Raw genomic sequence first — 24,330 nt, forward strand, 5'->3', positions numbered from 1 at the left:
GGAGAGATGACAGATGACCTCTTCGATATCCCGGGCCGGCTTTTTGCGGCTGGCGGCCCTGTCGCTGTTTGTGGTCCCGGCGCAGACGCGCGCCGACGATAACGAAATCACGCGTGACATGATCCTGAACGATCCCGATGCGCCGACGGCCGGAAACCCCAATGGCGATCTCACCATCGTGGATTTCTTCGACTACAACTGTCCCTACTGCAAGAAGGCCGCCACGAGTCTGGAAAAGCTGGTCAAGGCTGACGGCAATATCCGCCTTGTCTACAAGGACTGGCCGATTCTGCACGAGACCTCGATCGTTGGCGCCCGGCTGGCGCTGGCGGCCAAATACCAGGACCAGTATTTGCCGGTCCACCACGCGTTGATGGACATTCCGGGCTACGGCATCTCGCAGGAACAGATGCTCGATGCCGTGCGAAAGACCGGCGTCGATCATACCCGGCTGGATGCCGATATTGCGGCGCATGCCGACGACATCCTGCGTCTGATCAAGCGCAATCTGAACATTGCCGAAGCGATCGGCCTGCAGGGCACGCCCGGATTTCTGGTCGGCGCCTACAAGGTGAACCAGGCGCTGAGCTATGAAGGGTTCGTGCGGGTCGTGGCCGATGCTCGCGCGCGGGCCAAAAAAGCCAAATAGACGACAGCGTCAATTCCCGGAAAACAGTAATCATGATCAGTTCGCCTTCTCAAGGGGCGCGGCGTCTGTTCGCCGTGTCGACACTCTTGCTCGGCCTTGCCGGTTGTTCGGTGACGGACGAGGGGCTCCGCACCGTCGAATTCTCAGGCCCGCAATCTCCGGCCATGATGCATTATGCCGCGCGCGCCTCCGAAAGATTTCCTGTCGACGCCGTCGATACCTCCCATATCGATACGCAATTCCTCAAGCAGATGGTCGACTATCGCGCGCCGTATCCGCCGGGAACGGTCGTGGTCGATCCGCACCGACGCTTTCTCTACCTGGTTCAGAAGGGAAGTAAGGCCATCCGTTACGGCGTCGGGGTCGGCCGCGAAGGCCTTGCATTTGCGGGTACGGGCACGGTGCAGGAAAAGCGGGAGTGGCCGCACTGGACACCGACGCCGGCCATGATCGCCCGCGAGCCGAAGCGATACGCGAAGTGGGCAAGGGGCATGGACGGGGGCGTCGGCAATCCGCTCGGCGCGCGGGCGCTCTATCTGTTCAAGGACGGCAAGGACACCCGCTACCGCATCCACGGCACCACCGAGCCCGACAGCATCGGCAAAGCGGTCTCCTCCGGCTGCATCCGCATGATGAACCAGGACGTCATCGATCTGTATGGCCGGGTGCCGCTGGGCGCCAAAGTCGTCGTACTCTGGCGCATTTAAGCTTGGCTTAAGCTGGCACGTCTTTGTGCTCGATATCATTCAACACTGGATTGGAAGACAGCTTATGCCTACGACAACACCGTTTTCCCGCAGGGCCGCCGACGCGTTCGCCAGTTGGGCGCCATTGCCGATCCGGCTTGCTGTCGGCTACGGCTTCGTGGCGCACGGCTATGCCAAGCTGTCGCGCGGACCTGAGACTTTCGCAGTGGTGCTGCACACGCTCGGGGTCCCCGATCCGCTGTTTGCCGCGTGGGCGGCAACCTTGACCGAGCTCATCGGCGGTGCGGCGGTCATGGCGGGCGTGCTGATTCCCTGGGTCAGCATCCCGATGGTGGTCGTTCTCCTCACCGCGCTGATCACCGTGCACCTTCCTTACGGGTTCTTTTCGGTCAAGATCGCGGAAGTCACCGAAACCGGAATCAAATTCGGGTCGGTAGGCTATGAAATCCTGCTGCTTTATCTCGCGGGTCTGGTCGCGTTGGTGCTTGGCGGGCCCGGCGAGGTGTCGCTGGAGCGCTGGCTCGAACGACGCCGGGATCGCGAGCAGGAGCAGCAGACGCTGCAATCACTCGCCCGCAAGCCTTAATCAACGTGAGGCGATCCTTCGGGCCCGCGTAACATCGGCGACGACTGCGACGAAGTAATATATGGGGATGTCATGGGTTAGTTTCGTTAGCGGCGCGATAGCGTGCCTGTTCTGTGGTATATCGGCGATGACGACGGACGATCTCATTCGGGCTATGGTTGCCGACGGATATGTCGGGCGAAAGCCCCGGGCGGTTCTCTTGATTGCATTGCTGTCCGCGACGGCCTTCGTTGCAATTCTTTTCTTCACGCGAATTGGATTTCGCGAGGATATCGATGCCGCGCTACGCACGGTGCGATTTCAGTTCAAGTTCGCCGTGATCGTGCCGCTCGCGCTCGTGGCCCTGGGCGCACTGTTCCGCAGCGCGGGACCGGTCTTCGCGCTGGACCCGTGGGCGAGATTATTGCCGCTTCCGCTGCTTCTGCTGTCCGCGGGCGTTGCCGCAGAATTGCTGTCAATCCCGCGATCGGATTGGATGGTCCGGCTGATAGGCTCTAACGCCGTGAACTGCATGACGCTCATTCCGCTGCTCGCCAGTGGTCCGCTGGTGATCTTCATCGCCGCGCTGAGGAGGGGCGCACCGGCGCATCCGGGATTGAGTGGCGCAATGGCGGGGCTTGGTGCGGGCAGCCTTGCTGCCGTGTTCTACGCTATGAACTGCTTTGACGACAGCCCGCTGTTCGTCATCACTTGGTATCCGCTGGCCCTCCTCGCGGTCGTATCTGTTGGCTATTTTGCAGGACTTTGCTCCCTGCGATGGTGACGTCAGGTCACGGCCTAGTCCGCCCCGGCAGCAGGCCCGAACACGGTGTCGGGCCCGCTGCCGGCGTAGAGATGCGGCGTCTGTTACTTCTTCATGCCGTCCTTCGACATGCTGTCTTTCGACATGGAGTCGTGCTTCTTCATTCCGTCCTTGGCCATCGCATCGTCCTTTTTCATGCCGTCCTTGGACATCGCGTCCTTCGACATGCTGTCCTTGGTCATCCCATCCTTGCCCATCTTGTCCTGCGCGAAGGCTGCGGGAGAGGTGAGGCCCACTGCGAGGGCGAGAGCTGAAATCGAGAGCAAGGCGCGCAAATTCTTCGTCATGTTGAGTACCCTTTGTTTGGCTTTGTCAGCGGCTAGGCCACCATTTCGATTACGTCGACCATTCGACGTTCGTTACCCATTGCGACCTGGCGGTCGTGTACACATCGTCGTGATTAGCCAGTCGTCTTTGCCGGCGTCATGGGCACCTCTCCTGTGTTTGATGTAAGTGTGAGCCGTCGCGTGAGCCCGGCGGTTGTTGGTGACGATGGAGGCCTTCACTCCGAACTCGTAAGGCGCCGCGGCCTTGCCTTTCTGCACCGTGGTATCGACCGTGACCCGCTTGAGGTCTTTGCCGCGTAACGCGCCGGTCTCGTGCGCCACCCGAAGGCTCTCGGCCAACAACAGCTCCAGTCTGTCGCCAAGCCGCTTGCGCCAATGGCTCAGGTCCGAGCGCTCGTGCGGGAATGCGTGCTGGAAGAACTCTTCGCCGGTGAAGAACTGGAAATACGGGTCGTGGACCCAGCGCTCACACACCCCCTCATCGGACAGCCCGTAGATGTGCTTGAGCAACAACAGCCCGATCATGAAGCGGGTCTCAATCCCCGGCCGGCCGTTCTCGCTGTAGAGCGGCGCGATCTCGCCGTCGATCCAGTCCCAATCGATGTTGCCGGCAAGCAGAACCAGCTCGTGCTTCAGATTAATGATCTGGTCCAACCGCGCCCGGAACAGATCGTTGGATCCCGTCGACTTGTGCTTCTTCGGCCGCATCGGTCCCTCCGATACGACAGGGAATCATGCTTCGCTCTTCGAGGGAATCCAAAATCGAATTTGCAAGGTTCCGGTGCCCAAAGCACCAAAACCTTGCAATCTCAAAACAACCTTCAAACCAGATCATGATTCCAGATCAGCCGCTTAGCCGTTGTTCACGGACGACTTAGTACGGCCAAGCTTGTGAGACCGATCGCCATCGCATGCTCCATCGCAGGTGGCCCGAGCGTTGAAGTGTAGCGCGAAGAGTCGCTCTTCCGGCGCTCAAAAAATATCCAGCGGCTTCCGAAATTTGTGCAAGCTATGCCTGCTAGTGACGGCGTGCTTCCCCTTTGGAAAGGTCATCTAGGAAGCGATCGAGAGCAGCGTTCCCGGCATACTCGGCCGCGGCTTGCGACTGGTAGCCGGTTGCGCCAACCCGAACGCCCATCGGTTTGCTTCGTCTGCGCAGTTCCCAGCTCCAGGGGTAAGGACGGATTCCCGTATCGATGGTCACAATGTAATAGTCAGGCGTCGTTGCCATGGATCAGAATGTACGCTTGCAAGATTCCCAGCGTCTTAAGGGTTAGCCTTTCGAACGATACGTTAGTTCATGTGGTCGCTATGACGTGAGGCAGTAGCGGGGGCACAAGAAATTGCTTGGCAACAGCCAAGGCACCCCGCTCATTCGTTTCCAACGCTATCTTCTGCGCGAGCATCACATCGCCGGGTACGAGGTTGCCCTCCGGTATAAAGCACCATCCCATTCGTGGACGGCCATCGCCATCGAGCTCAAGGACGTTTTGGCAAACACCGTGCTGGATACGATAAGACTTTCCACTATCGCACCCAATGACCTCGAAGTGATTGAAGCACTCAAGCTGCTGCCGCTGCTGCGGCGACAGCCATTCGCCTAGAAGAGTAATGCCGCGGACTGCCCGGCTTTCGAACCGCGCGCGGCGCCGGCTTTGCGCGGCTTGCACCGCGTGGATGAGATGCAGCGCCGCACGGCCAATCCAGCTCGCCGGGACCGTCAGCCAAACAACCATTGCTGTGTCAGCCGCCAACCAACCGAGGGTAAAACACCGTCTCTTCCGCATTTGGATCAAACGATCGCGCGAGGGAAACGTCACCACTCTCTTGCCGCGTGGCCGCTGTGAAGCCGTTGCCCGTCAGCGCCTTGAAGCGGCGTTCGGCCTCAGCCAGCGCTTTCAAATCTTTCGCGTCAAAATGATGACGGGTATCGCCTGTGTGATCCATGACGATCTGCGTAGCCATAGAAGAATCTCCACTGTTTGGGTTTCTCTTCCAGCCCGGAGTAACTGTAATCGAAATACGACACGACGCATGTTCAAAAATGCGGCATCCCGCATCCTGCCGCGGAGCTATGCCTTGGCGCTGAGAAGAAAGCGGTCGTCACCGCTTCCGCCACGCAGACAAGCCAGGCGGGCCGTTTCGAACATTCGTCGCCCTTGTCTGTGGTTGAAAAGCTCACGTGCTCCAGAACCGGCATCAGGCCGGACCATTTGCTGAGCCCGCGAGGTGTCATTGAGCCAGAAGAAAATAGTTGTCGCGGAGCTTACGTTCCGGCGCGCCGTAGCAGCCCGGAGCGGCCGCTTTTGGCGCGAAGCAGCCGTTGACGCTCGAACGTTGGCCTGCTTTGGTTGCGGCTGGCCGCGAGTGTCAACGGTGCGGCGTTTCGTCAACCTGCTCCGCCGGAATGACCTCGGCATGCTTCGGCGGCAATGTAAATTGAAATACGGCCCCCCGCGGCTCATTTGCACTGGCCCACAGCCGGCCGCCGTGCGCCTCGATGATCGACCGGCAAATCGCCAGACCCATGCCCAAACCGGCGGACTTGGTGGTATAGAAGGCCTCGAAAACGCAGTGCGCACTTGTGGGGTCGAGGCCCGGGCCCGAGTCCCAAACGGCAACGAGCACGCCGCCCGCGGCATCCGTCCGCGTACTGATCAGCAGTTCGCGCCTCTCTTCACCGAGATCGCCCATCGCCTCGGCTGCATTCATGATCAGATTGAGGATCACCTGCTGCAGCTGTACGCGATCGCCGTCCACGGACGGCAAACCGGTAGCGAGCTCGGTCTGCAGCGCGACACCATGCTTCAGCACTTCGCTCCGGGTCAGGGCGATGACGTCGAGGATGGCTTCGTTCAAGTCGAATCGGCTGCTGCGGGGCGGTGCCTTCTTGACGAGGGCCCGGATTCCGTCAATGACGTCGCCGGCCCTTCTGCCGTTCTCGATGACCTGGCCGAGCGATTGCCGGACTTCCTCGAGATCAGGCGGGCTGGCGCGCAGCCAGCGCAAGGCGGCGTAAGCGTTGGTGACCGCAGCTGCGATGGGTTGGTTGACCTCGTGTGCGATCGAGGCCGTCAGCTGGCCCATGGTCGTTACGCGATTGACATGCGCCAGCTCCGTCTGCGCCTCGCGCAAGGCCTGCTCTGCTTGCTTGCGCTCTGTAATGTGCCGCCCGACGCCGCGGTAGCCGGTGAAGCGCCCATTTTCGTCGAAGACCGGCAGCCCCGAGACGGATACGTAACGCTTGCCGCCGTTGGGCATAGGTCGCGCGAGCTCGAAGTCGCGGAACGGCAGATGGGCATCAAGTGTCTCCCGATGCTTGCGCCAAGCCTCTGCATCGGGCTCCAAATAGGGCACTTCCCACCGCGTCTTGCCGAGCTCGGAGCCCCGCGCCGGTGCATCGACAACGCTTTCGGAGAACTCCTGACGAATGAAGCGATGCTGCGCATCGCTTTCCCAGTACACGTCGAACGAGAATTGCACGAGCGTGCGAAAGCGCTCCTCGCTTGCGCGCAGCTCCTGCTCGGCCCGCTTGCGCTCGGTCAAATCAAGTACAAACGAGACTCCTTGGTTCGCCTTTTCATCGAACAGCGTCCCGCCCATCAGCACGGGCACGCGGCTGCCGTCCTTTCGGAAGTACTCTTTCTCAAATGGTTGGACTATTCCAATCGTCTTCAGCTCTGCAACGGTCCGTGCGTCGCGGTCACGCCATTCCGCCGGCGTCAGCTTTGTCCGGTTCAGGCCACCTAAGGCAAGGTCCTCTTGGTCGTATCCCAGCATACGCAGAAACGCGTCATTGGCTTCGAGAATCCGACCTTCGAGGTCCGAGATGATGATCCCGATGATGTTGGCGTCGACCAGGCGCTGAATCTTCGCTTCGCGCTCTGCAAGATCGCGGTACAAGCGGGTATTCTCGAGCGAGATCGCGGCCTGAGAGGCGAGCAGCGTCAGCGCCGCGATGCGGGCCGGTGCGAAGACACGAGCGGCCAGGTTGTTCTCCAGATAGAGCACACCGACGAGTTTCGCCTGATTGATCAGTGGAAGGCAGAGAATGGAACGGGCCACGTGCTGACGAATGTATGGATCCGCAGCAAATGAGGACTGGGCCGCGGCATCGTCGAGAATGACGGTCTCCTGCATGCGCAGGACATAGTGGAGAACCGATTCTGGCAGCAGATCCTCGGTTACGACATCGTCACGCGGATTCACGATCACCCTATCGCCATCGGTCGTGGCTTCCGCTGTGATCCGCAGCGCTTCCCCTTGCAGCAGGAGCAACAGACCGCGCTGGGCACCGGCCTGCTCGATCGCGGTGCGCACCAGCGTCCCGATCAGTTTTTCCAGAACGATTTCGCCTGACACGGCTTGCGACACCTTGATAATCGTCGCGAGGTCCAGATGCTGAATCGGCGCGCCGATCGTGGTCGTCGGGCCGGGAACTCGCTCGTTCTCCCGCAGGTGCGGATGAAGCTGCTCGAGTTGCCGCACCTTACCGTCGGCTCCCCAACGAAGGTACGCGTGGCGGGCATCGCGCAGATAGAGATGCGCGATCTGCTCAAAGCCACGCGCCGCGTAGAAACGCGCGGCGAGTTCATAGGCGAGCGCCTCATTCTGAACGAAGGCATTGTCGCGCGCAGCGCGGATTGCCTGCTCGTAAAGACGCTCAGCGTCAAGTTCCCGGCCTTCCAGGCCTGCAATCTCCGCGTCGACCAGTGCGACGCGATCCTCGAAGTTCTCGGGACAATTGTTCGCCCAAACCTTGAGCTGCTCTTGATGTGCCGTCATCGCCTCCAGGTGCTGCCGCCGGTCATCGGGAGTAGCGGACCTGCAGACTGTCGCGTGGCAGAGCGCAGAGCAGAAGCGATATTCAACCGTCTCTGAGTGCGAGAGCGTCCACAGGAGGTCGTGCGCGCTCCGGGAGGCATCGAGCGCCATCTCGATGTCGCCAGACATGAAACGCGCCTGCAACTTCCGGATCCAATAATAGGCCGTGGGCCGCGCCAGGGCAGCGCCAGCGGAGAGCTGGTGCTCAAACTGCCGCTCGTCGAACTCTTTATCGTCGAATCGACCGAAGATCGGTGTCAGGCCGCGGAGAGTCCGAATGAGCCGGAGCTGCGCGGTGATGAGATCGAAGAAGAATGTGAAATGGACTTTCCGTGCGAATTCGAGGCCAAGGTCGGCCTCTCGTTGCGTCTCGGCGAGCGCGTCGCCTGCCGCCAGCATGTTCCTGATCAGGTTCGCGTAGCCGTAGGCGGCGTAAATGACGTCTCCGTTCCGGGTAGCCACATCGACACCTCGGCGCACCAACTCGCGTCCCGACTTCACGTGCTGAGTCCATGGCATGACCAGGTTCCCGAACACGATATAGACGCCGGCCTGGAAGCGCTTCAGTCCGCACCGTTCGACCAGCTCGTATCCCACGCGACCGAGTTTGAGCGCGGTCGGATACTCGCCGAAGCGTGCGCCGGCAACGATCGCCAGCCGCTGGTAGGCCAGGCTTGATCCATCGCAGTTGCCGCGCTCGAGGGTCAGCTTGACCGCGCAGGAGACCACGAGTATTTCGCGATTCTTATCAACACGCGCGCCCGGCGTTTCCATCTTGTTCAAGACGTCCATGGTCGCCAGCGAAGCCGGATCGCTCATTAGCGGCAACTCGATAAGTTCATCGATCGTGCGGCTGCCGAGCACGTACAAGACCTGTTCGTAGTCGCGTCGAGCATCGTCTTCGGTGGGATGGGGCGACCAGTCAATGCCCACACGCCGGAGGTAGTCGAGACCGACCTCGACGGCGCGGCTACCTTGACCGAGAGTCGTGTAGACATCCATTCGCAAGCAGGTGATGGCGGCGCAGTCAACGATGTTGGTGGCTCGTTCCCAAAGAATCCTGAGCCGTTCATCGGCTGCGGCCAATGCGCCGGTAACAAACTCGCACTCTGCACGGCGGAATTCGAGTTCGAACGCAAGTGCCCCACACCGCTCCAGGCAACCGTCTGGCAGCAGCGCGCGACCGGCAGCAAGGTAGGTGAGCGCCGAGCTGTAGGCTGCCGATTGCCTGGCGCGCCTGCCCGCGAGCAGATTGAGTTCGGCTAACCACTCGCGCTCCTCGCGTGAGGTAATCAAAGCCGCCCCGCGGTTGAGCTGATTAACGATGTCGAATATCATCTCCTCCCGCTTCTCGGGGGGTGTGCGCGCCGCGAGCAATCTGCCCATTCGAAGGTGCGTTTCGCCACGCAACTCGTCGGGGACCATCGAATAAGCAGCCTCCTGAATGCGATCGTGGACGAACCGGTACGTGCCCCTTAAGTGTTCGATCAATTCCTGATGCACGGCTGGCCACAGCGCTGCGTGGACCTGCTGCCTGGAAGTCCCGAGCACGATCGAGAGTGTCGTAAGGTCGGCGCTGTTTCCAAGACTGGCGAGCTGCTGCAACGCAGCCCGTGTGCTTGCCGGCAGGCGGGTGAGCTTCCCGACCATCAACTCCACCACGTTTTCGGTGTATCCCTTCGCGTGAATACGGTCGAGATCCCAGGACCAACGCGCAGCATCATGATCGAAGATGAGCATTCCCTCTTCGGCGAGCGAGGACATGAACTGATTGGCGAAGAAGGGATTGCCGCCTGTCTTCTCGTGCACCAATTGAGCGAGCGGTGCGGCGCGCTCGTGGTCGCAGCGAAGCGTGTCTGCAATCAGTTCTGCGAGATGTTCTCGTTCGAGCGGCGCGAGCCTGATTTCCGCCACTTTCCCGCCAGCCGTCTTGATAGCTTCGAGCTTGCGCAGCAGCGGATTGGCGGCAGTGACTTCGTTGTCGCGGTAGGCGCCGATCAGCATGAGGTGTTGCAGATCCGAACGGGTCAACAGATACTCCAGAAGATCAAGCGTCACCGCGTCGAGCCACTGCAAATCATCGAGGAACAGTGCCAGTGGATGCTCCGGCCTAGCAAAGACGCCTATCAGCCGCCGTACCACCAGTTGGAAACGCTGTTGCGCGTCTTGGGGTGGTAACTCACGAACCGGCTGCTGATCTCCGATGATGAGCTTCAATTCCGGAACGAGATCGACTATGAGCTGGCCGTTCGGGCCCAGCGCTTCACGGAGCGAGTCGCGCCACGGCGCCAATCGAGCTTCACTCTTTCCCAGCAATGGCCGAATAAGACTCTTAACGGCTTGAGCGAGGGTCTCATATGGCGTTTCATGCTTGTGCTGATCGAACTTGGCGGACGCGAAGAGCCCGCGTGGCGCAACGAGCACCTTATGCAGCTCATTGACCACTGACGATTTCCCGATCCCAGAGTATCCGGAAAGCAGCGCCAGCTCCGGCGCTCCGGTCGTGACGACGCGATCGAAAACAGCGAGTAAATGCTCGACCTCGCGCGCTCGTCCGTACAGCCTTTCGGGAATAAGGAGCCGATCCGAAGAGTCGTGGACGCCGAGCTGAAACGCGTCGATGCGTTCGCGAGCTTCCCATTCAGCCAGGCAGCGTCGCAAATCACATTCGAGGCCGCGTGCGGTCTGGTAGCGCTCTTCGGCTGTCTTGGCCAGCAACTTCATGATGATGGCCGAGACAATCGTCGGGACTTCCTTCACACGCTCGGCCGGCAAGATCGGTTGCCGTGCGACGTGGCAATGCACCCATCCCATCGGATCGGCCGCCGTAAACGGCAGCACGCCGGTCAGCGTCTGGTACAAGGTGACGCCGAGTGCGTAGAGGTCGCTTCGAAAGTCGATCGACCGGTTCGTGCGGCCGGTCTGTTCGGGGGACATGTAGGCAAGAGTTCCAATGAGCTCTTCCGGCGGCTCGGGTAACAACCGCTCGCGCCGTAGGCGCGAGGCGAGACCGAAGCCAGTGAGCCGCACCTCGGCATCCACGCCCGTGACCAGGATATTGGTTGGCTTGAGATCCTTGTGCACGAGGCCATGCTGATGCGTCTTGCCCAGCGCTCTGACGATGCCGATCGCCAAGCGCAAGAACTGTCCCACCTCCATGGGAGTGCCGAGCCGTCGGGCGAGGGGCTCGCCGCCGGGATCCTCGAGCAGGAGCATGGTCCCTTGGCTGTTCCGCAACAGCTCTAGCGGCCGTACTGCCCAGGCACCGTCCAGTTCGTCCTTCAACCCAAATTCGTGAGCAAGGCGCTCAAGGTTTGAGGGCGTTGGATGCTCTGCGGTTGGCGATACGGCCAGCACCGGCTTCCGCTGGCCATCGGCGTCCAGACACCATCCCCGGGCAAATGAACGCTCCCCGTCCTCCCACAAGACCTGGAGGCTGCATTGCGCATCAGGGCCGAACCGATAAGATTTCTCCACGGCCGCTCTCCGCCATTACTCCGGTGGTCGCTATCGGGATTCACTGCGCCGGCCTTGGCTCTCACCGATCGTCCGCTGAGCAGGCCAGGGCGAGCTTTAACGGCAATTCTGCCACAGCCAGCGCGATGTGGCATATCTTTCTGGCACAGCTCGCTGCAGGACATGGCCGCGGCTGGGGCGGAACCCGCGACGCATCCTCATGTCTTGCGCCGGCCTGAGTTACCCAACAAATGGCGTTGCCATCGCCATGCAACGTCTGCGCGATGAGAGGGCACCCATTGCGACCAACTATTAGCGACGGTTGCCGACAGGCGACGAGGGCGAGCTTGTGAGGCTTGCCGGCTGCGGCCTTTTCCAATGCGTCCGCGAGATTCGCGCCGCTCTGGTGTTCTTGAAGATCTCCGGCAACGGGCGAACTCCGGTCCGGCTTGGCTGCGCTCGATGCCGGGAAGCCATGGCGATAAAACCAGTCCAGAATGACCTTCCCGCATCTAGCGAGGGGCCGCTTCTGGCGCAACAAGCGGCCGCCGGGGATAAGTTGGGATTCGATGATTAGAGCTCGATTTGCTCGGCGATGTGTCGAGCATCGTCTACCTCAATCCCGAGAAAACGGACGGTGCTCTCTAGCTTTGTATGACCGAGTAGAAGCTGGACAGCACGAAGGTTGCCAGTCTTGCGATAGATTTGACTAACCTTCGTCCGCCGCATCGAATGGGTACCATAGAAGATCGGTTTCAAACCGATGCTGTCAACCCAGCGGTGCACCAGCCGGGAATATTGTCGGGTGGATAGGTGGGGGCGTGCATGAAGTCGGCTCGAGAAGAGATATCGAGAACCAGTCGTGCGGAGAATTTGTAACCAGACTTCGAGGGAGGCTCTCGTCTGCTCCGTAATCTCGAACTGCACTGGTCGGCCCGTCTTCTTTTGGACGACTGTCGCTCGGTCCCGGATCATTGGACCTGAGCATACTTCCTCGATACGAAGTTTCACCAAATCACAGGCGCGAAGCTTGCTATCTATCGCCAAATTGAAGAGTGCAAGATCGCGCCACATGCGTGCGATCTCGAGCCGAACGCGAATGGTCCAAACGTGAGGGTTGGAGGGGCTTTTTCTGGCCGACGAGCAATCCCTTATTCCAAGGCCGTGGATGGCCGCGGCCGACAAAACGAACGAGCATGGCGGATCCTCCGCCAACCCGCCCGCCGCGTCGCTCTATGTCGAGCGTAATAAGATAGCGATAAAATACATTCTGATCTCAATCTAATGACCATTCTTGATGGACCGGTCTTGGCGCAAAGCCGCCGTTCCTAGGCATTTCCGCTTATGGGGGGAAAGCCAACCTCCCGATCATCCGCCTCGACCTCTGAGTTTGAACCCGAAGCGGACATCGTGCACAGGTCTTAGGATGCATCACCAAGAAGCGGGCCAGCAGCGGCCGGTCTGCCATCATGAATCGGCACGAACACGGCGTGCTTCGACAATCCTAAATAGATAGTTCTTCACCTCCGCGTGCACGCTAGTTTAGCGACACGCAAAAGGTGTTTAATTTCAGGCATTTCCCGCTCTTTTCCCGTAGTTATACGCAGCCGGCGTTAAGTTTAACGTGGAAGATGCAGCATACCATTTTGCCAAAGCGCCGCCTTATGGCGCGCGGTCCAACGAGGCCGCGTGAGTCCCATCGCGCGCATTTTCTTGCGCGATGCTTGTGCCCGACTGCTGTCGACAATGAAGTCGGTGAGGTTCTTTGGAAACGTCGGAGCGGTCTGCCTCAGCATCAACTGGGCAGCTCCCGAACCGCCTAGGGGGTGCAGGAAATGGCCACCACCAATGCGTCCGCGCGAGGCGGAACGGTATGGAGTATTCGCAATCTCCTTGTCACGGCGGTCGCGCTGCTGGCCCTCTTCGGTATCGGCATCTCCGGACACGTCTTGCGCAATGCCAGCCTGGAGCGGGCAACGGCGGCCGATGCGGCCTCGGTCAACGAGACCGCGGATATGTTGCTGGAAAGCGCAGGCCAATGGGCCCGCGAGCGCGGCGCGACCAATCTGGCGCTCAACGCCGCCGACCCCGCGGCCGACGCCCAGAAGTCTGCGATCGCGAATTTCCGCAAACTCGGCGACCAGCCGTTCGAGCAGGCGCTGGCTCGCATGGCCGCAAGGCATTTCGCCAACAAGGACCAGATGATCGCCGGCGCCAAGCGCGCGCATGAGCAGGTTGCGGCGCTTCGTGCGCGCGCGGATGCCGAGATCACCAAACCAGCAGGCGCGCGTGACAAAGCCATCGTTTCGCAGTGGGCTCCGACCATCACCGGGCTGATCACCGCCAGCCAGGCCCTCCGCGTCGCCGCGGCGATGGAGGAAGATGACGTCCAGTCCCGCCTGTCGAGCCTGCAGAACCTGAAGCACTTCGTCTGGGTCATGAGCGAGTATCTCGGGCGCGAGAGGGCAGCAGTAGCAGCGCTGGTGGCTTCCGGCAAGCCGATGAGCTCGCAGGAGATCAGCACCCTCGCGACATTCCGCGGTCGACTAGAAGCTGCCTGGGACTACGTGCAAGCCTATGCCGCAAAATCGTCGGGGCCGCAGAGTGTGGTGGGCGGCACTGAACGCGTGCGCGAGAATGTATTCCGCCGGTTCGAAGAGACCCGCAAGGGCGTCTATGCCGCCGGACTTGGCGGGGGCGCTTATCCCGTCAATTCCGCTGAATGGTTCAGTCAGTCGACCAAGGCGATTGACGACGTCATTGCGCTCAGCGCGCTGGCAAGTCAGGAAGCGGTGAAACTCGCCGAAACTTCGCAGCGAAGCAGTCTGCTAACGTTGCTGGTCAATGGCGTCCTGATGGCGTTCTCGATACTGCTTGCCGCCGGTGCGCTATGGATCGTGTTCAACCGGATCGTTCGATCCGTCAATCAGATGACGGACGCGATGGGCGAAATCGCCGAGGGCAATACGTCGATTGCTGTGCCCTGTGTCGAACGCCGCGACGAAATGGGAGCAATGGCGCGCGCGTTGCTGGTGTTCAAGGGAAATGCGGAAAAGGTACAGGCCATGCAGGCGGAGCGGGCGGCGCTGGAAAAAGCCGCGCAGGCCGAGAAGGTGGCCGCCATGAACCGGCTTGCCGATGATTTTGAGGCCAAGATCGGCGAGATCGTTGAGACGGTTTCCTCGGCGTCGACCGAACTGGAAGCCTCCGCCAAAACACTGACCTCCACCGCAGATCGATCGCAGCAATTGGCTACGACGGTGGCGGCCGCGTCCGGGGAAGCCTCGACCAACGTGCAGTCGGTGGCGTCGGCGACGGAGGAACTGACCTCGTCGGTCACCGAGATCAGCCGCCAGGTGCAGGAATCCGCGCGGATGGCCAACGAGGCTGTTGATCAGGCCCGCACTACCAACGAACGCGTTGGTGAATTGTCGAAGGCGGCGGGCCGCATTGGCGACGTGGTCGAACTGATCAACACCATCGCCGGCCAGACCAACCTGCTCGCGCTCAACGCTACCATCGAGGCGGCGCGCGCGGGCGAGGCTGGCCGCGGCTTTGCCGTGGTGGCTTCTGAAGTGAAGGCGTTGGCTGAGCAGACCGCCAAGGCCACCGGCGAGATCAGCCAGCAGATTTCGGGCATCCAGGCCGCGACGCAAGAGTCGGTGAGCGCAATCAGGGAGATCAGCGGGACCATCGAGCGCCTGTCGGAGATTTCCTCGACCATCGCGGCTGCCGTGGAAGAGCAGGGCGCGGCAACGCAGGAAATCTCCCGCAACGTGCAGCAGGCCGCGCAGGGCACCCAGGAGGTCTCCGCCAATATCAGCGACGTCCAGCGCGGCGCCGGTGAGACTGGTTCGGCCTCCTCGCAGGTGCTATCGGCAGCGCAAATGCTGTCCGGCGACAGCAACCGCCTTAAGGTCGAGGTAGCCAAATTCCTCGACTCGGTGCGCGCTGCCTGACGCGAACCCAACAACGATAATGTTAGCAGCGGGCCACGCTCCGCCGGCCGCCGCGCTAGGAGGGACAGGGTAACAAGCCGCGGCAGGTCGAATCTCATGGCTTCTACCTGGACAACGCAGACGATATTGGTAGCACCAGCTGCAGGATTTCTCTTGCGAGTCTGTTCAGATAGGCAATAAGCGGGTGATCAATAATCCCGCTTTGTAAAGACGATGGATATATCCATGGTCCGCTTATGGCGCAAAGCGGCCGTCCGCAGGAATGCCCGTTCCTGGAGCAGGGCTGACATCACCCATGCGTCGGCTCATGTCTGTTTTGACCCGTGGCAGACATGGCTGTTTGACGGAGATCATAAAATAAGCCTTAGGGCGATGACGTTCAAAGCACGGGAGACCGCCTCGCGACGGTCTCCCCTCGTCCACTGGGCTATTGGTAGCAGCTCATCCGTTTTGAACAGCGGCTGCAGCCTTGCGGATCACGCCGATCACGACGTCGGGCTGCGATAGCATCGGCACGTGGCTGCTAGTCACTTCAGTGACGGTTGCTCCCATGCGCTTCGAGACCCAGCGTTGCAGGTCGGGATGCACAGTGTGGTCTTGTGTCGCCAGAACGTACCAGCTCGGCTTGGACCTCCACGCGATGTTGTCGGCGCTGAGCTTCTGTTGCAGGAACAGATCGGCGACGGGTGCATAATGGGTGGCCCACACGAGCTTCTGCTCCTGTTCGGACAGGTCGCCAGCGAAGAACTCGGTGCCGTTCGGAAGCATCCAGGCACGCCCATCCGCGACCTCGACGCGGGAGAAGATATCCGACGGATATTTGTTGAGCTGGTCCTGCACGGTCTCGCCGGCATCCGGGGCGACTGCGGCAATGTAGACCAGGCCAGCCACGCGCTTATCGACGCCCGCGGCGGTGATGGTGGCGCCGCCATAGGAATGACCAACGAGAAGAACGGAGCTGCCGACGCGGTTGAGCGTGCGCTTCACCGTCGCCACATCCTCTTCGTAGGAGTCGAGGCCATATTGAACCGCGATGACTTCGTGCCCGTCGGCCTGCAACGCAGGGATCACCTTGCTGAAGCACGAGCCATCGGCCCAGATTCCATGGCAGAAAACGATGGTAGGTTTGGTTTTGGTCGACACATTAACCTCCTTTGGGTTGAGCCTCAGATTGAGCTTTATCGCTCGCCGGAGCGGCACCCCAGCGGGTGACGTTTGCGTTGTTGTCTTGGGGGGCGCGGGGATTGTCCGCGCCGCCGTCAGTCGCTGAACGACGCCCCAGCGTTCGCTATAAAGTCCGCCACGGCCCTCGGTTGAGAAAGCATCGGCACGTCGCTGCTTCGAAGGACCATTGTCGCGCGTTACTAGAGCTATCAAAAAAGAAGAACCCTAGTGGTGAAAAACGGTGAAAGATGTCGCCTCATGGGCGCGAACGAAGCCCAGGTAGCCAACGCTCATCACATCAGGGCGACAATGCCGGCAGCGGGATGGGTAGGTCGACGCGTCGTGGCTTATTGTCTTGATTATGGAGAACGTCTGTCAGGTCCGGGGCCGTCTGACGCAAGCCAACTTACGGCTGTCGGCTACCGCCTAAGAGAAGGTGCAGCAAACTTCAAGCAAGCTCTCTCAGCAGTCTCGCGGCCTTTTGGAGATCCGATGTTTCAAACCCCTCGCTGAACCGATTGTAGACCAATGAAAGGACATTTCGCGCTTGCGCGTTCTTGCCGTTCTCACGCAACATCCGAGCGAGGTCGATGGTAGCTCGCAGCTCCCAAGTCAAGGCGCGCTGGCGCCGGGCCACTTTGATCGCCTCATAGAGTTGATTCTGCGCCGCGCGCTGAGCTGATATTCGTCGGTCAAGGCTCAGAAGCTCAGCCTTGATTCGGAGCAACTCGGGAAGGCACCAGACTTCCTCATACTTCCGTGACCACTTTATTGCTTGTTCGATCTGTCTGCGGGCTTCAGACATCTGCCCAATATTTCCGAGAGCTTGTGCGAGCATGCCCACAAAACTTACATGACGCACGCCAAATCCAGCCCTCTTCATTTCCTCAACAGCCTTTCGGAGTTGACCAACTTCGTCTTGTTCTCCCCTCGCAACCAGCACAGCACTTCTGAAACAAGCTGTGAGGCAAATAACATATCTGTGCTGGGGGATACGATCCGTTAGCAAAGCCAACATCTGCCTTGCTTCATCGAATTCGCCTCGATAGTAGGCGACCGGAACAGCCGCCAGCACAAGAGAGTTTTCAATAGAAATTGCATGCCCCAGAGCCTCGGAATCCTCGAGGACGATTCGAGCAACATGCTGGGCCTTATCAAGAAAGCCTTGCACCAACAAGACAGGCGCCAAGATGCAGCGAGCGGCAATGCGATTGTCCAAGTGGAATCTAGCGAGACGACGTCCCTGCTCTAACACGACCTTGTCATCGAGTAGCCGGGATAAGCGTTTTCGTGCCTGAGTGTGCTCCCCTACATAATGGACCGTCGCCGCCTCCAACCTATCGCCATCGATCTCAAACGCGCTATTCTGTACAGTCTTTGCGATCCGCCGAAGGTTACTGATATGCTTCATCGCCGATCTATGGTGGCCGACGTAGAGACGATAATAGGCGAGTCCATAAAGCGACCGGAGTACATACTCTGTTTCTCCAAGACGCTTAGCTAGTGGTAGTGCCTTACAGAGTAGGGTGTCGACTTGTGGAGCCGGCCCTTGCGTGTAAAGCAATACCAGCGCCAACGTCACGGAAAGCTTCATCCGCTGCTGATCGGTCAGCCTCCGACGGCTCTTCGGCTCGGTAAGCACGCGCTCAGTCCACGATCGACACTCCTCAATGAGGGACAGACGTGCCCATAATGGCACCGCCGCAACGACCAGCGCGACTCCCAATAGCCGAGCATCGGGGGCGCTGAATATCCACCGCAAAGCGGCCCGCACATCGTCAATTGTGCGCGAGTTTACGATTAGCCAATCGGTTGCGGGGAGCGAGTCTAGCTCAAATTCTGCGCTCCGAAGTACGTTCAAGAAATACGTAGCATGTCTAAGCGAGTACGATGAGAGTTCGCCATTTTCGTCAAGCTTTTTGCGGGCAAATGCTCGAGTCGTTTCAAGCAGGCGATATTGACGGAGCGTTGTATCGGCCGATATCAGGGATTTTTCAACCAGGGCGCTAACGGTCTCAACGACGTATTCATTGTCGCTTGCGTTAAATCCAGCGACCGCACTAGCAGCGCTGAGGCTAAAAGGCCCGGCGAACAACGATAAGCGTTGTAGAATGATTTGCTCGGTCGAGGGTAGTAGACGATAGCTCCAATCCAATGCAGCATTCAGCGTCTGTTGCCGTTCTGGAGCCGCACGGCTACCCTTGTTCAATAGGCGAAACCGATCGGTTAGAAGCGCAGAAACTCCACTGATACCCAACGTGGGTACGCGGGTAGCCGCCAATTCGATTGCAAGGGCGATGCCATCAAGTTCGCTGCATATAGAGCCGATGACAGAGGCATCGCTATCGTCTAACAAAAAATCTCCGCCGCTCGATTTCGCGCGCTCAACAAAAAGTTGTATCGCGGGAAACGTCATGGCCTCAGCTGCGCTCATCCTTTGCGGCGACGACGGGTAGTCCAACGGCGGCAAACGGTAGACGCGCTCGCCCCGAGTTCGTAGAGGCTCACGGCTTGTAGCAATAATGTGTACTCTTGTGGTATCGGACAAGATCCGTTGCACCATCTCTGTTATCGGATCGATCAAATGCTCACAGTTGTCGAAAACCAAGAGTAGGTTTTGGCTACGAAGAAAGGCACGCAAGGTGATTTCGGGCTGTTCAGAATGAATAGCGAGACCAAGGGCCGCGGCGACTGTACTGGCTATCACCCCCGGCTGATTGAGAGGCGAAAAATCAACGAACCACGCGCCATGTTGGTAGCTTTCAGCCACTGATCGCGCGACCGCAAGTGCTACAGTAGTCTTTCCGATCCCTCCAGCGCCAACGATCGTCAGGAGTCTGAAGTCCGTGGAGTAGCATTTCAGATCTTCAATAGAAGCAGCGCGCCCAAATATGGGCATCGATGAATTTGGTAAATTGCCGCTAGGATAAGATGACTTGCTGTGACGATTACTGGATCCGGCCTCTCCGAAAATGTTTACAGGAGATACGAACGTATAACCGCGACCGGCTACCGCCGCGATGTATTTACGCGAGGCTGTCGTTTCCTTTAACGCCTTGCGCAGAGCGGCTACGTTGACCTTAAGACTACTGCTCTCAACGTGAATGTTGGGCCATGCGCGTGCGAAGAGCTCCTCTTTGCGCACGATGTCACCCGGTCGCTCAACAAGAGCTAACAAGATGTCCAGAGCGCGGTCGCCAATGCGAATTGGTACGTCACCTTCGAGAAGGAGCCGCTTTTCAGAGACGAGCGTGAACGGTCCAAAACTAAATGAAGTCACCTCGCGTCGTGCTCCTCGGCATGACCGCCTTTAAGTGGCCAGAGGGTACCTGGGTTTTTAGTGACATGCCAAGTGTCTGCTTATGGCGGCGGGTTCAACTGATCGCTGCAACACATTCTGCGAACTTCTCAGCCGGCGTCTGATAGAGCAAGGTCTTTCTCGGCCTTTCGTTGAGCTGCCTGGCGATGGCACTGAGCTTGGCTTGGCTGTGCAAAGACAGATCGGTGCCGCGCGGAAGATACTGGCGCAGTAATCTGTTGGTGTTTTCGTTTGAGCCGCGCTGCCAGGGAGACCGAGGGTCACAAAAATAGATCTCGACCTCGGTGGCCAATGTCAAGCGCTGATGGTCGGCAAGCTCTTTGCCTCTGTCCCAGGTCAGCGACCGATAAAGCTCGCCAGGCAATCGCTGCGATTGCTTGATCAACGCCGAGACGACGCTTTCGGTGAGCAACCTTGACCAGCATCACGTAGCGAGAATGGCGTTCGACAAGCGTTGCAATATAGCCATTTCTCGACCCACCGATCAGATCGCCTTCCCAATGGCCGGGGACCGCGCGATCTTCGATCGACGGCGGTCGTTCACTGATGGATACGGCGTTCTTGATCTGGCCGAGCCCGTTCCGCTTCATGCTGGCGTGCCGGGATCGACGGACCGTGCGCCTCGCCCTCAGGTGCTCAAGAAGCTCCTTTTTCAGCACGCCGCGCGCCTGAATGAACAGGCTGCGATAGATCGTCTCGTGTGACACCTGCTTTTGAGGCTCCACCGGATATGTGCGTTTTAGCCAGCCGGCAATCTGCTCCGGTGACCACTGCCGCCGCAGCAAGGTCGATACTGTCCGCCTCAGGAAGGGACGGCAAGCCAGCTTGCAAAGCTTTGGACGCCGCGCCCGATCCCAGGCGGCCTGATCGGACCCGGCCGCGCGATAGCGATCCGCCCCGCCATTGCGCTGAACCTCACGGCTGACGGTGGACGGAGATCGTCCCAAGTGGCGCGCGATCGACCGCAACGAGCAGCGCATGCTGAGCCATCGAGAGATCTCCTCTCGTTCAGAAAGGCTGAGCGCCTGCTTGGCTCGGCACCTATCCGGAGGGCGGATGCCACCCGTTGGCGAGATCACAGAGAAGACAGAAAAGGACTCCCGGTCAAACCGGCGCCCGATCGAACTCATTGGCTCGTCGGCTTGCCAGCGATCCCAGATCTCGGACCGCTGAGCGGCTGAGTAATAAATGCGACGTCGCTGTTTCATGTCCACACTCCATCTTTGCTAGAAGATTAGAGTGTTGCGCCGACCAATTGAGCCCGCCGCGCAAAGCGGACCTTCGGACCATTGGCGATCAGCAAAGGTCCAGAAGCTCATTTGAAAGAATGCTGCAGACTGAGGATGGAGGAGGCTAGTGGATCTCGGCGATCTTCGGTCCGCGCCGTCCTCATTGATCAGCCCTACACCCCCGCCATCGAGAAAGCGGTAGGACCATCGGCCGTCCTGTTGAGGAAAGCTTTTAGTCTCCGATCTGGAGACCGCGGTTCGTGCAGCAGTATCCGCAATTTGAATTTAACCACCGGCGACCTGTAGGGCGTCATTCGTGCGATGTGGTCTGCCCCGCGAGAAGCGGAGCGTACGCGGCGAGCCTGCGGGATACGGACTCCGTGAAGAGCCGCACGCGCTTGGTCTTGCGTGTCTCCCCCTGTGTGAGAAGCCAGAGCGTTCCGTACATGTGCAGGTCGGTGCCCGGCACCCTCACTAGCAGGGGGTCGGCATCTCCCATGAAGCACGGCAGTGTCGTGATCCCGAGCCCTTGCCGTACAGCAACGAACTGCGCCTCGGCGTCCGTGATCCTGAATGGAACCCCCGTGGTGCGAACCTCTCCCTCGCTGGCCCAATCCGGAATTCCATGAATGCTTATGACGATCCACCGGATGGGATCAGGCGCGCCAGCACGCCATGCGGCCAGTCGATCGCGAGACATGTAGACGCCGCCGAACAACTCCGGTCCTTTCAGGCCGTGAAGATTGAGCGGCAGGGTTTTGCGGTCGTAGACGACGCGGATCGCGACGTCGGCCTCTCGGTTGGTCAGATTTGCCAGTTCGCCAAACGATAGGATTTCCATCTCGATTTCCGGATGCAGGTGCGCGAAATCGGCGAAGTCCGGCATGAGCAGGTGTGTCACGAGGGGTGGGGCCAGCGTCACCCGAAGTAGCCCGCGCACGCTCTGATCCCGACCCAAGACGCGCGTCTCCAGCTTGTGCGACGACGCTTCCATCTGCTTCGCGAGTTCAAGGACCTCCTCGCCCGCAGCCGTCAGGCGGTAGCCCGCAGGCAGCTTTTCGAACATGAGCGCGCCGAGGCGTTCCTCAAGCTGGGCGATGCGTCGCAGTACGGTCGCGTGGTTCACACCAAGGCTCTTGGCGGCAGCCCGCACCGAGCCTCCGCGCGAGACGGCAAGAAAGTAGCGAATGTCATCCCAGTCGATCATGGTGCAATCCAGCACCATGCGGTGCGCCTTCCAAAAGCCCGTAAACGGATCGTATAGCGGTATTGGCGGAAATAATAGCTTGCGGCGACGAGCCCGGCCCAATTCCGACCGGCAACCACCGATCATCGCGGCCGGCGTCAATCGTCGACCCGGATCGTTTTCGCACCACCAATGTGCGCTTTTCCGCACTCAACGCCTGACCCCGGCGGACCTATGTCGAGGTCTCGGGGGCGTCCCCAAACGATCAGAGGCGGAAGCCTGGAAGGAAGCAGTCATGGGAAAGCTTGAAGGTAAGGTTGCAGTCATCACGGGTGGATCCAGCGGCATGGCGCTGGCGAGCGCCCAGCGGTTCGTTGAAGAAGGTGCCTATGTTTTCATCACGGGCCGGAAACAGGGGGCGCTGGACGAGGCCGTCAAGCTGATCGGCCGGAACGTGACCGGCGTGCGCGGCGACGCGGCCAATCTCGACGACCTCGACCGTCTGTTCGACACGGTCAAGCGGAAAAGGGCAGGATCGACATTCTGTACGCGAGCGCCGGCACGGGCGAAGCCGTCCCACTGGGCGAGATTACCGAGCAGCATTTCGATGCGACCTTCGGCCTGAATACGCGCGGCACGCTGTTTACAGTCCAGAAGGCGTTGCCGCTGTTCAACGACGGCGGATCGATCTTCATGACCGGGTCGGTTGCTTCGATCAAAGGCTTTCCTGGTTACAGCGTGTATGCGGCGAGCAAGGCGGCGCTGCACGCATTCGCACGCGGATGGCTCAACGAACTCAAGGGCAGGAATATCCGGGTGAACGTGCTGCACCCAGGGCCGATCGCCACACCGATGCAGGACCAGGTTCTCACCGACGAAGCGAAGCAGATGTTCGAATCCCTGATCCCGCGGGGAAAGATGGGTCGTCCCGAGGAAATTGCGGCAGCCGCGCTGTTTCTTGCTTCGGACGATTCGAGCTTCGTGAACGGGGTGGAGTTGTCCGTCGACGGCGGCTTCTCGGCCATCTGAATTCGCGCCGAATAAAAACGGAGAGATACGATGAGTACCGAAGAGAGTATCCAGCTTGTGAAGAATTTCTTTGCAGCCATGGGCAGCAGCAACGCGCACGATCTGCTGGCGTTGGCTGCCGAAGATATCGAGTGGATCATTCCGGGCGAAGGCTGGCCGTTGGCAGGCACGCACCGCGGGCACGCGGAGTTGGCGGCTGTGCTCAAGAAGGCGTCCGAAGAGGTGGAAACGCAATACCCGAAGCCCCCCGAATTCGTGGCGCAGGGAGTCCGGGTTATGGTCGTCGGCGTCGCAACGGGAAAAATCAAACCCACGAATAGGCCGTTCAAGGACGAGTGGGTCTTCGACATAACCGTTCGAGACGGGAAAGTCGCCCGCATCCAGGAATACATCGACACGCAAGCACTGGCGCGGGCCTCGCAGTCCGACGCAAAGACGTAGTCGAGTTCGACGGTGATTTGTGCCGCCTGATATCCTCTAATCTGAATGGGCTCTATCCATGACTTCCGCTTTAAACGGTCAGTCGCTTGACCAGATTTTTCGCTTCGCTCGCACCCCGAACGGTTGGGCTGATCGTCCTGTTGAGGACACTCTGGCACGCGAAGTCTATGATCTCATGAAATGGGGACCGACATCCGCGAACAGCAGCCCCGCCAGGTTTGTCTGGGTGCGTAGCGCCGACGGAAAGGCAACGCTCGCAGGGCTTGCCGCGGAGCCGAACAAGGAAAAAATTCTGAAGGCTCCCGTCACGGTCATCATCGGCCACGATTTGGATTTCGCCGGCGAGCTACCAAAGCTTCTGCCTCATAATGCGGAGGTCATGCAGAAGTATTTCGCGGCACCAGGCGTGGGCGAGGCGACGGCAATGCGAAACGGAACGCTGCAGGGTGCTTACCTGATCATCGCTGCACGCGCGTTGGGACTAGACTGCGGCCCCATGTCGGGCTTCGACAACGCTGGCGTGGATAAGGTCTTTTTTGCCGGCACGCGTATCCGGTCGAACTTTATCTGCAGCATTGGCTACGGCGATCCGGCTTCCGTGTTTCCACGCAACCCTCGCCTTAGTTTTGAGGAGGCCGGTCGCTGGGCCTAAGCCCACCCGTCTAGCGGCAGCTTTTCGGGGTCGACGGTGA

14 protein-coding genes and 4 pseudogenes are annotated in these 24,330 nt (G+C 59.8%); 9 read left to right on the forward strand and 9 right to left on the reverse strand.

Features of this window, described 5'->3' with window-relative positions; all coding sequences use genetic code 11:
* The first annotated feature begins 13 nt into the window (after nucleotides 1-13).
* From ACPPVP_RS19080 to ACPPVP_RS19095, 4 genes are all read left to right on the forward strand, one after another.
* Nucleotides 14-649, forward strand: a complete 636-nt coding sequence (locus tag ACPPVP_RS19080; RefSeq protein WP_426536987.1) for a DsbA family protein — start codon at nucleotides 14-16, stop codon at nucleotides 647-649.
* Between the two features lie 32 nt (nucleotides 650-681).
* A complete protein-coding gene (locus ACPPVP_RS19085) occupies nucleotides 682-1,356 on the forward strand; it encodes a L,D-transpeptidase (protein WP_426536989.1) in 675 nt (224 codons plus the stop codon).
* Between the two features lie 64 nt (nucleotides 1,357-1,420).
* Nucleotides 1,421-1,942 carry a DoxX family protein gene (locus ACPPVP_RS19090; RefSeq protein ID WP_426536991.1) on the forward strand — a complete coding sequence of 174 codons (522 nt, stop codon included), beginning with the start codon at nucleotides 1,421-1,423 and terminating at the stop codon, nucleotides 1,940-1,942.
* A 127-nt stretch (nucleotides 1,943-2,069) separates the two neighbouring features.
* Nucleotides 2,070-2,705, forward strand: a complete 636-nt coding sequence (locus ACPPVP_RS19095; protein WP_426536993.1) for an NrsF family protein — start codon at nucleotides 2,070-2,072, stop codon at nucleotides 2,703-2,705.
* An 83-nt stretch (nucleotides 2,706-2,788) separates the two neighbouring features.
* Here ACPPVP_RS19095 and ACPPVP_RS19100 read toward each other — a convergent pair whose 3' ends face one another.
* Both ACPPVP_RS19100 and ACPPVP_RS19105 read right to left on the reverse strand, forming a co-directional pair.
* Entirely contained in the window at nucleotides 2,789-3,031 is a 243-nt protein-coding gene (locus ACPPVP_RS19100; protein WP_426536995.1) for a pentapeptide MXKDX repeat protein, read from the reverse strand.
* 252 nt (nucleotides 3,032-3,283) lie between these two features.
* Nucleotides 3,284-3,739: pseudogene (locus ACPPVP_RS19105) on the reverse strand (transposase); the annotation flags it as partial.
* Between the two features lie 635 nt (nucleotides 3,740-4,374).
* Here ACPPVP_RS19105 and ACPPVP_RS19110 point away from each other — a divergent pair.
* On the forward strand, nucleotides 4,375-4,635 hold the full coding sequence (locus ACPPVP_RS19110) for a hypothetical protein (protein ID WP_426536997.1): 261 nt from the start codon (nucleotides 4,375-4,377) through the stop codon (nucleotides 4,633-4,635).
* A 139-nt stretch (nucleotides 4,636-4,774) separates the two neighbouring features.
* Here ACPPVP_RS19110 and ACPPVP_RS19115 read toward each other — a convergent pair whose 3' ends face one another.
* The 3 genes and pseudogenes from ACPPVP_RS19115 to ACPPVP_RS19125 form a co-directional block, all read right to left on the reverse strand.
* Nucleotides 4,775-4,996: a hypothetical protein gene (locus tag ACPPVP_RS19115; protein ID WP_426536999.1), complete on the reverse strand. Its 222-nt coding sequence runs from the start codon at nucleotides 4,994-4,996 to the stop codon at nucleotides 4,775-4,777.
* Between the two features lie 405 nt (nucleotides 4,997-5,401).
* Complete coding sequence (locus ACPPVP_RS19120; RefSeq protein ID WP_426537001.1) at nucleotides 5,402-11,332, reverse strand: AAA family ATPase; 5,931 nt, start codon at nucleotides 11,330-11,332, stop codon at nucleotides 5,402-5,404.
* Nucleotides 11,333-11,884: 552 nt separating this feature from the next.
* Nucleotides 11,885-12,509, reverse strand: a pseudogene (locus ACPPVP_RS19125) (tyrosine-type recombinase/integrase).
* A 637-nt stretch (nucleotides 12,510-13,146) separates the two neighbouring features.
* Between ACPPVP_RS19125 and ACPPVP_RS19130 the strand changes: the two are divergent.
* Nucleotides 13,147-15,270 carry a methyl-accepting chemotaxis protein gene (locus tag ACPPVP_RS19130; protein ID WP_426537003.1) on the forward strand — a complete coding sequence of 708 codons (2,124 nt, stop codon included), beginning with the start codon at nucleotides 13,147-13,149 and terminating at the stop codon, nucleotides 15,268-15,270.
* A gap of 441 nt (nucleotides 15,271-15,711) precedes the next feature.
* On the opposite strand, the gene ACPPVP_RS19135 is transcribed toward ACPPVP_RS19130, so the two are convergent.
* The 4 genes and pseudogenes from ACPPVP_RS19135 to ACPPVP_RS19150 all read right to left on the reverse strand — a co-directional run bounded on the left by ACPPVP_RS19135 (nucleotide 15,712) and on the right by ACPPVP_RS19150 (nucleotide 22,189).
* On the reverse strand, nucleotides 15,712-16,413 hold the full coding sequence (locus ACPPVP_RS19135; protein ID WP_426537005.1) for an alpha/beta fold hydrolase: 702 nt from the start codon (nucleotides 16,411-16,413) through the stop codon (nucleotides 15,712-15,714).
* A 469-nt stretch (nucleotides 16,414-16,882) separates the two neighbouring features.
* The gene (locus ACPPVP_RS19140) at nucleotides 16,883-19,714 is read right to left on the reverse strand and encodes an ATP-binding protein (protein ID WP_426537007.1); all 2,832 of its coding nucleotides are present in this window, start codon (nucleotides 19,712-19,714) and stop codon (nucleotides 16,883-16,885) included.
* A 94-nt stretch (nucleotides 19,715-19,808) separates the two neighbouring features.
* A pseudogene (locus tag ACPPVP_RS19145) lies at nucleotides 19,809-20,961 on the reverse strand (IS30 family transposase).
* Between the two features lie 331 nt (nucleotides 20,962-21,292).
* Nucleotides 21,293-22,189, reverse strand: a complete 897-nt coding sequence (locus tag ACPPVP_RS19150; protein WP_426537009.1) for a LysR family transcriptional regulator — start codon at nucleotides 22,187-22,189, stop codon at nucleotides 21,293-21,295.
* Nucleotides 22,190-22,463: 274 nt separating this feature from the next.
* On the opposite strand from ACPPVP_RS19150, the pseudogene ACPPVP_RS19155 reads away from it, so the two are divergent.
* The 3 genes and pseudogenes from ACPPVP_RS19155 to ACPPVP_RS19165 all read left to right on the forward strand — a co-directional run bounded on the left by ACPPVP_RS19155 (nucleotide 22,464) and on the right by ACPPVP_RS19165 (nucleotide 24,290).
* Nucleotides 22,464-23,197 (forward strand): annotated as a pseudogene (locus ACPPVP_RS19155) (SDR family NAD(P)-dependent oxidoreductase).
* 30 nt (nucleotides 23,198-23,227) lie between these two features.
* On the forward strand, nucleotides 23,228-23,638 hold the full coding sequence (locus ACPPVP_RS19160) for a nuclear transport factor 2 family protein (RefSeq protein ID WP_426537011.1): 411 nt from the start codon (nucleotides 23,228-23,230) through the stop codon (nucleotides 23,636-23,638).
* 58 nt (nucleotides 23,639-23,696) lie between these two features.
* Nucleotides 23,697-24,290, forward strand: coding sequence for a malonic semialdehyde reductase (locus ACPPVP_RS19165; RefSeq protein ID WP_426537013.1), 594 nt, complete (start codon nucleotides 23,697-23,699; stop codon nucleotides 24,288-24,290).
* Nucleotides 24,291-24,330 lie beyond the last annotated feature (40 nt).

This window comes from Bradyrhizobium sp. McL0615 (assembly GCF_049993905.1).
GTDB lineage: Bacteria > Pseudomonadota > Alphaproteobacteria > Rhizobiales > Xanthobacteraceae > Bradyrhizobium.

Bases quoted from the DNA above. Each gene is read 5' to 3' on its own strand.
- ACPPVP_RS19100 (WP_426536995.1), bottom strand. From the start codon at position 3,031: ATGACGAAGAATTTGCGCGCCTTGCTCTCGATTTCAGCTCTCGCCCTC.
- ACPPVP_RS19130 (WP_426537003.1), top strand. From the start codon at position 13,147: ATGGCCACCACCAATGCGTCCGCGCGAGGCGGAACGGTATGGAGTATT.
- ACPPVP_RS19150 (WP_426537009.1), bottom strand. From the start codon at position 22,189: ATGATCGACTGGGATGACATTCGCTACTTTCTTGCCGTCTCGCGCGGA.
- ACPPVP_RS19115 (WP_426536999.1), bottom strand. From the start codon at position 4,996: ATGGCTACGCAGATCGTCATGGATCACACAGGCGATACCCGTCATCAT.
- ACPPVP_RS19090 (WP_426536991.1), top strand. From the start codon at position 1,421: ATGCCTACGACAACACCGTTTTCCCGCAGGGCCGCCGACGCGTTCGCC.
- ACPPVP_RS19165 (WP_426537013.1), top strand. From the start codon at position 23,697: ATGACTTCCGCTTTAAACGGTCAGTCGCTTGACCAGATTTTTCGCTTC.
- ACPPVP_RS19085 (WP_426536989.1), top strand. From the start codon at position 682: ATGATCAGTTCGCCTTCTCAAGGGGCGCGGCGTCTGTTCGCCGTGTCG.
- ACPPVP_RS19080 (WP_426536987.1), top strand. From the start codon at position 14: ATGACCTCTTCGATATCCCGGGCCGGCTTTTTGCGGCTGGCGGCCCTG.
- ACPPVP_RS19160 (WP_426537011.1), top strand. From the start codon at position 23,228: ATGAGTACCGAAGAGAGTATCCAGCTTGTGAAGAATTTCTTTGCAGCC.
- ACPPVP_RS19095 (WP_426536993.1), top strand. From the start codon at position 2,070: ATGACGACGGACGATCTCATTCGGGCTATGGTTGCCGACGGATATGTC.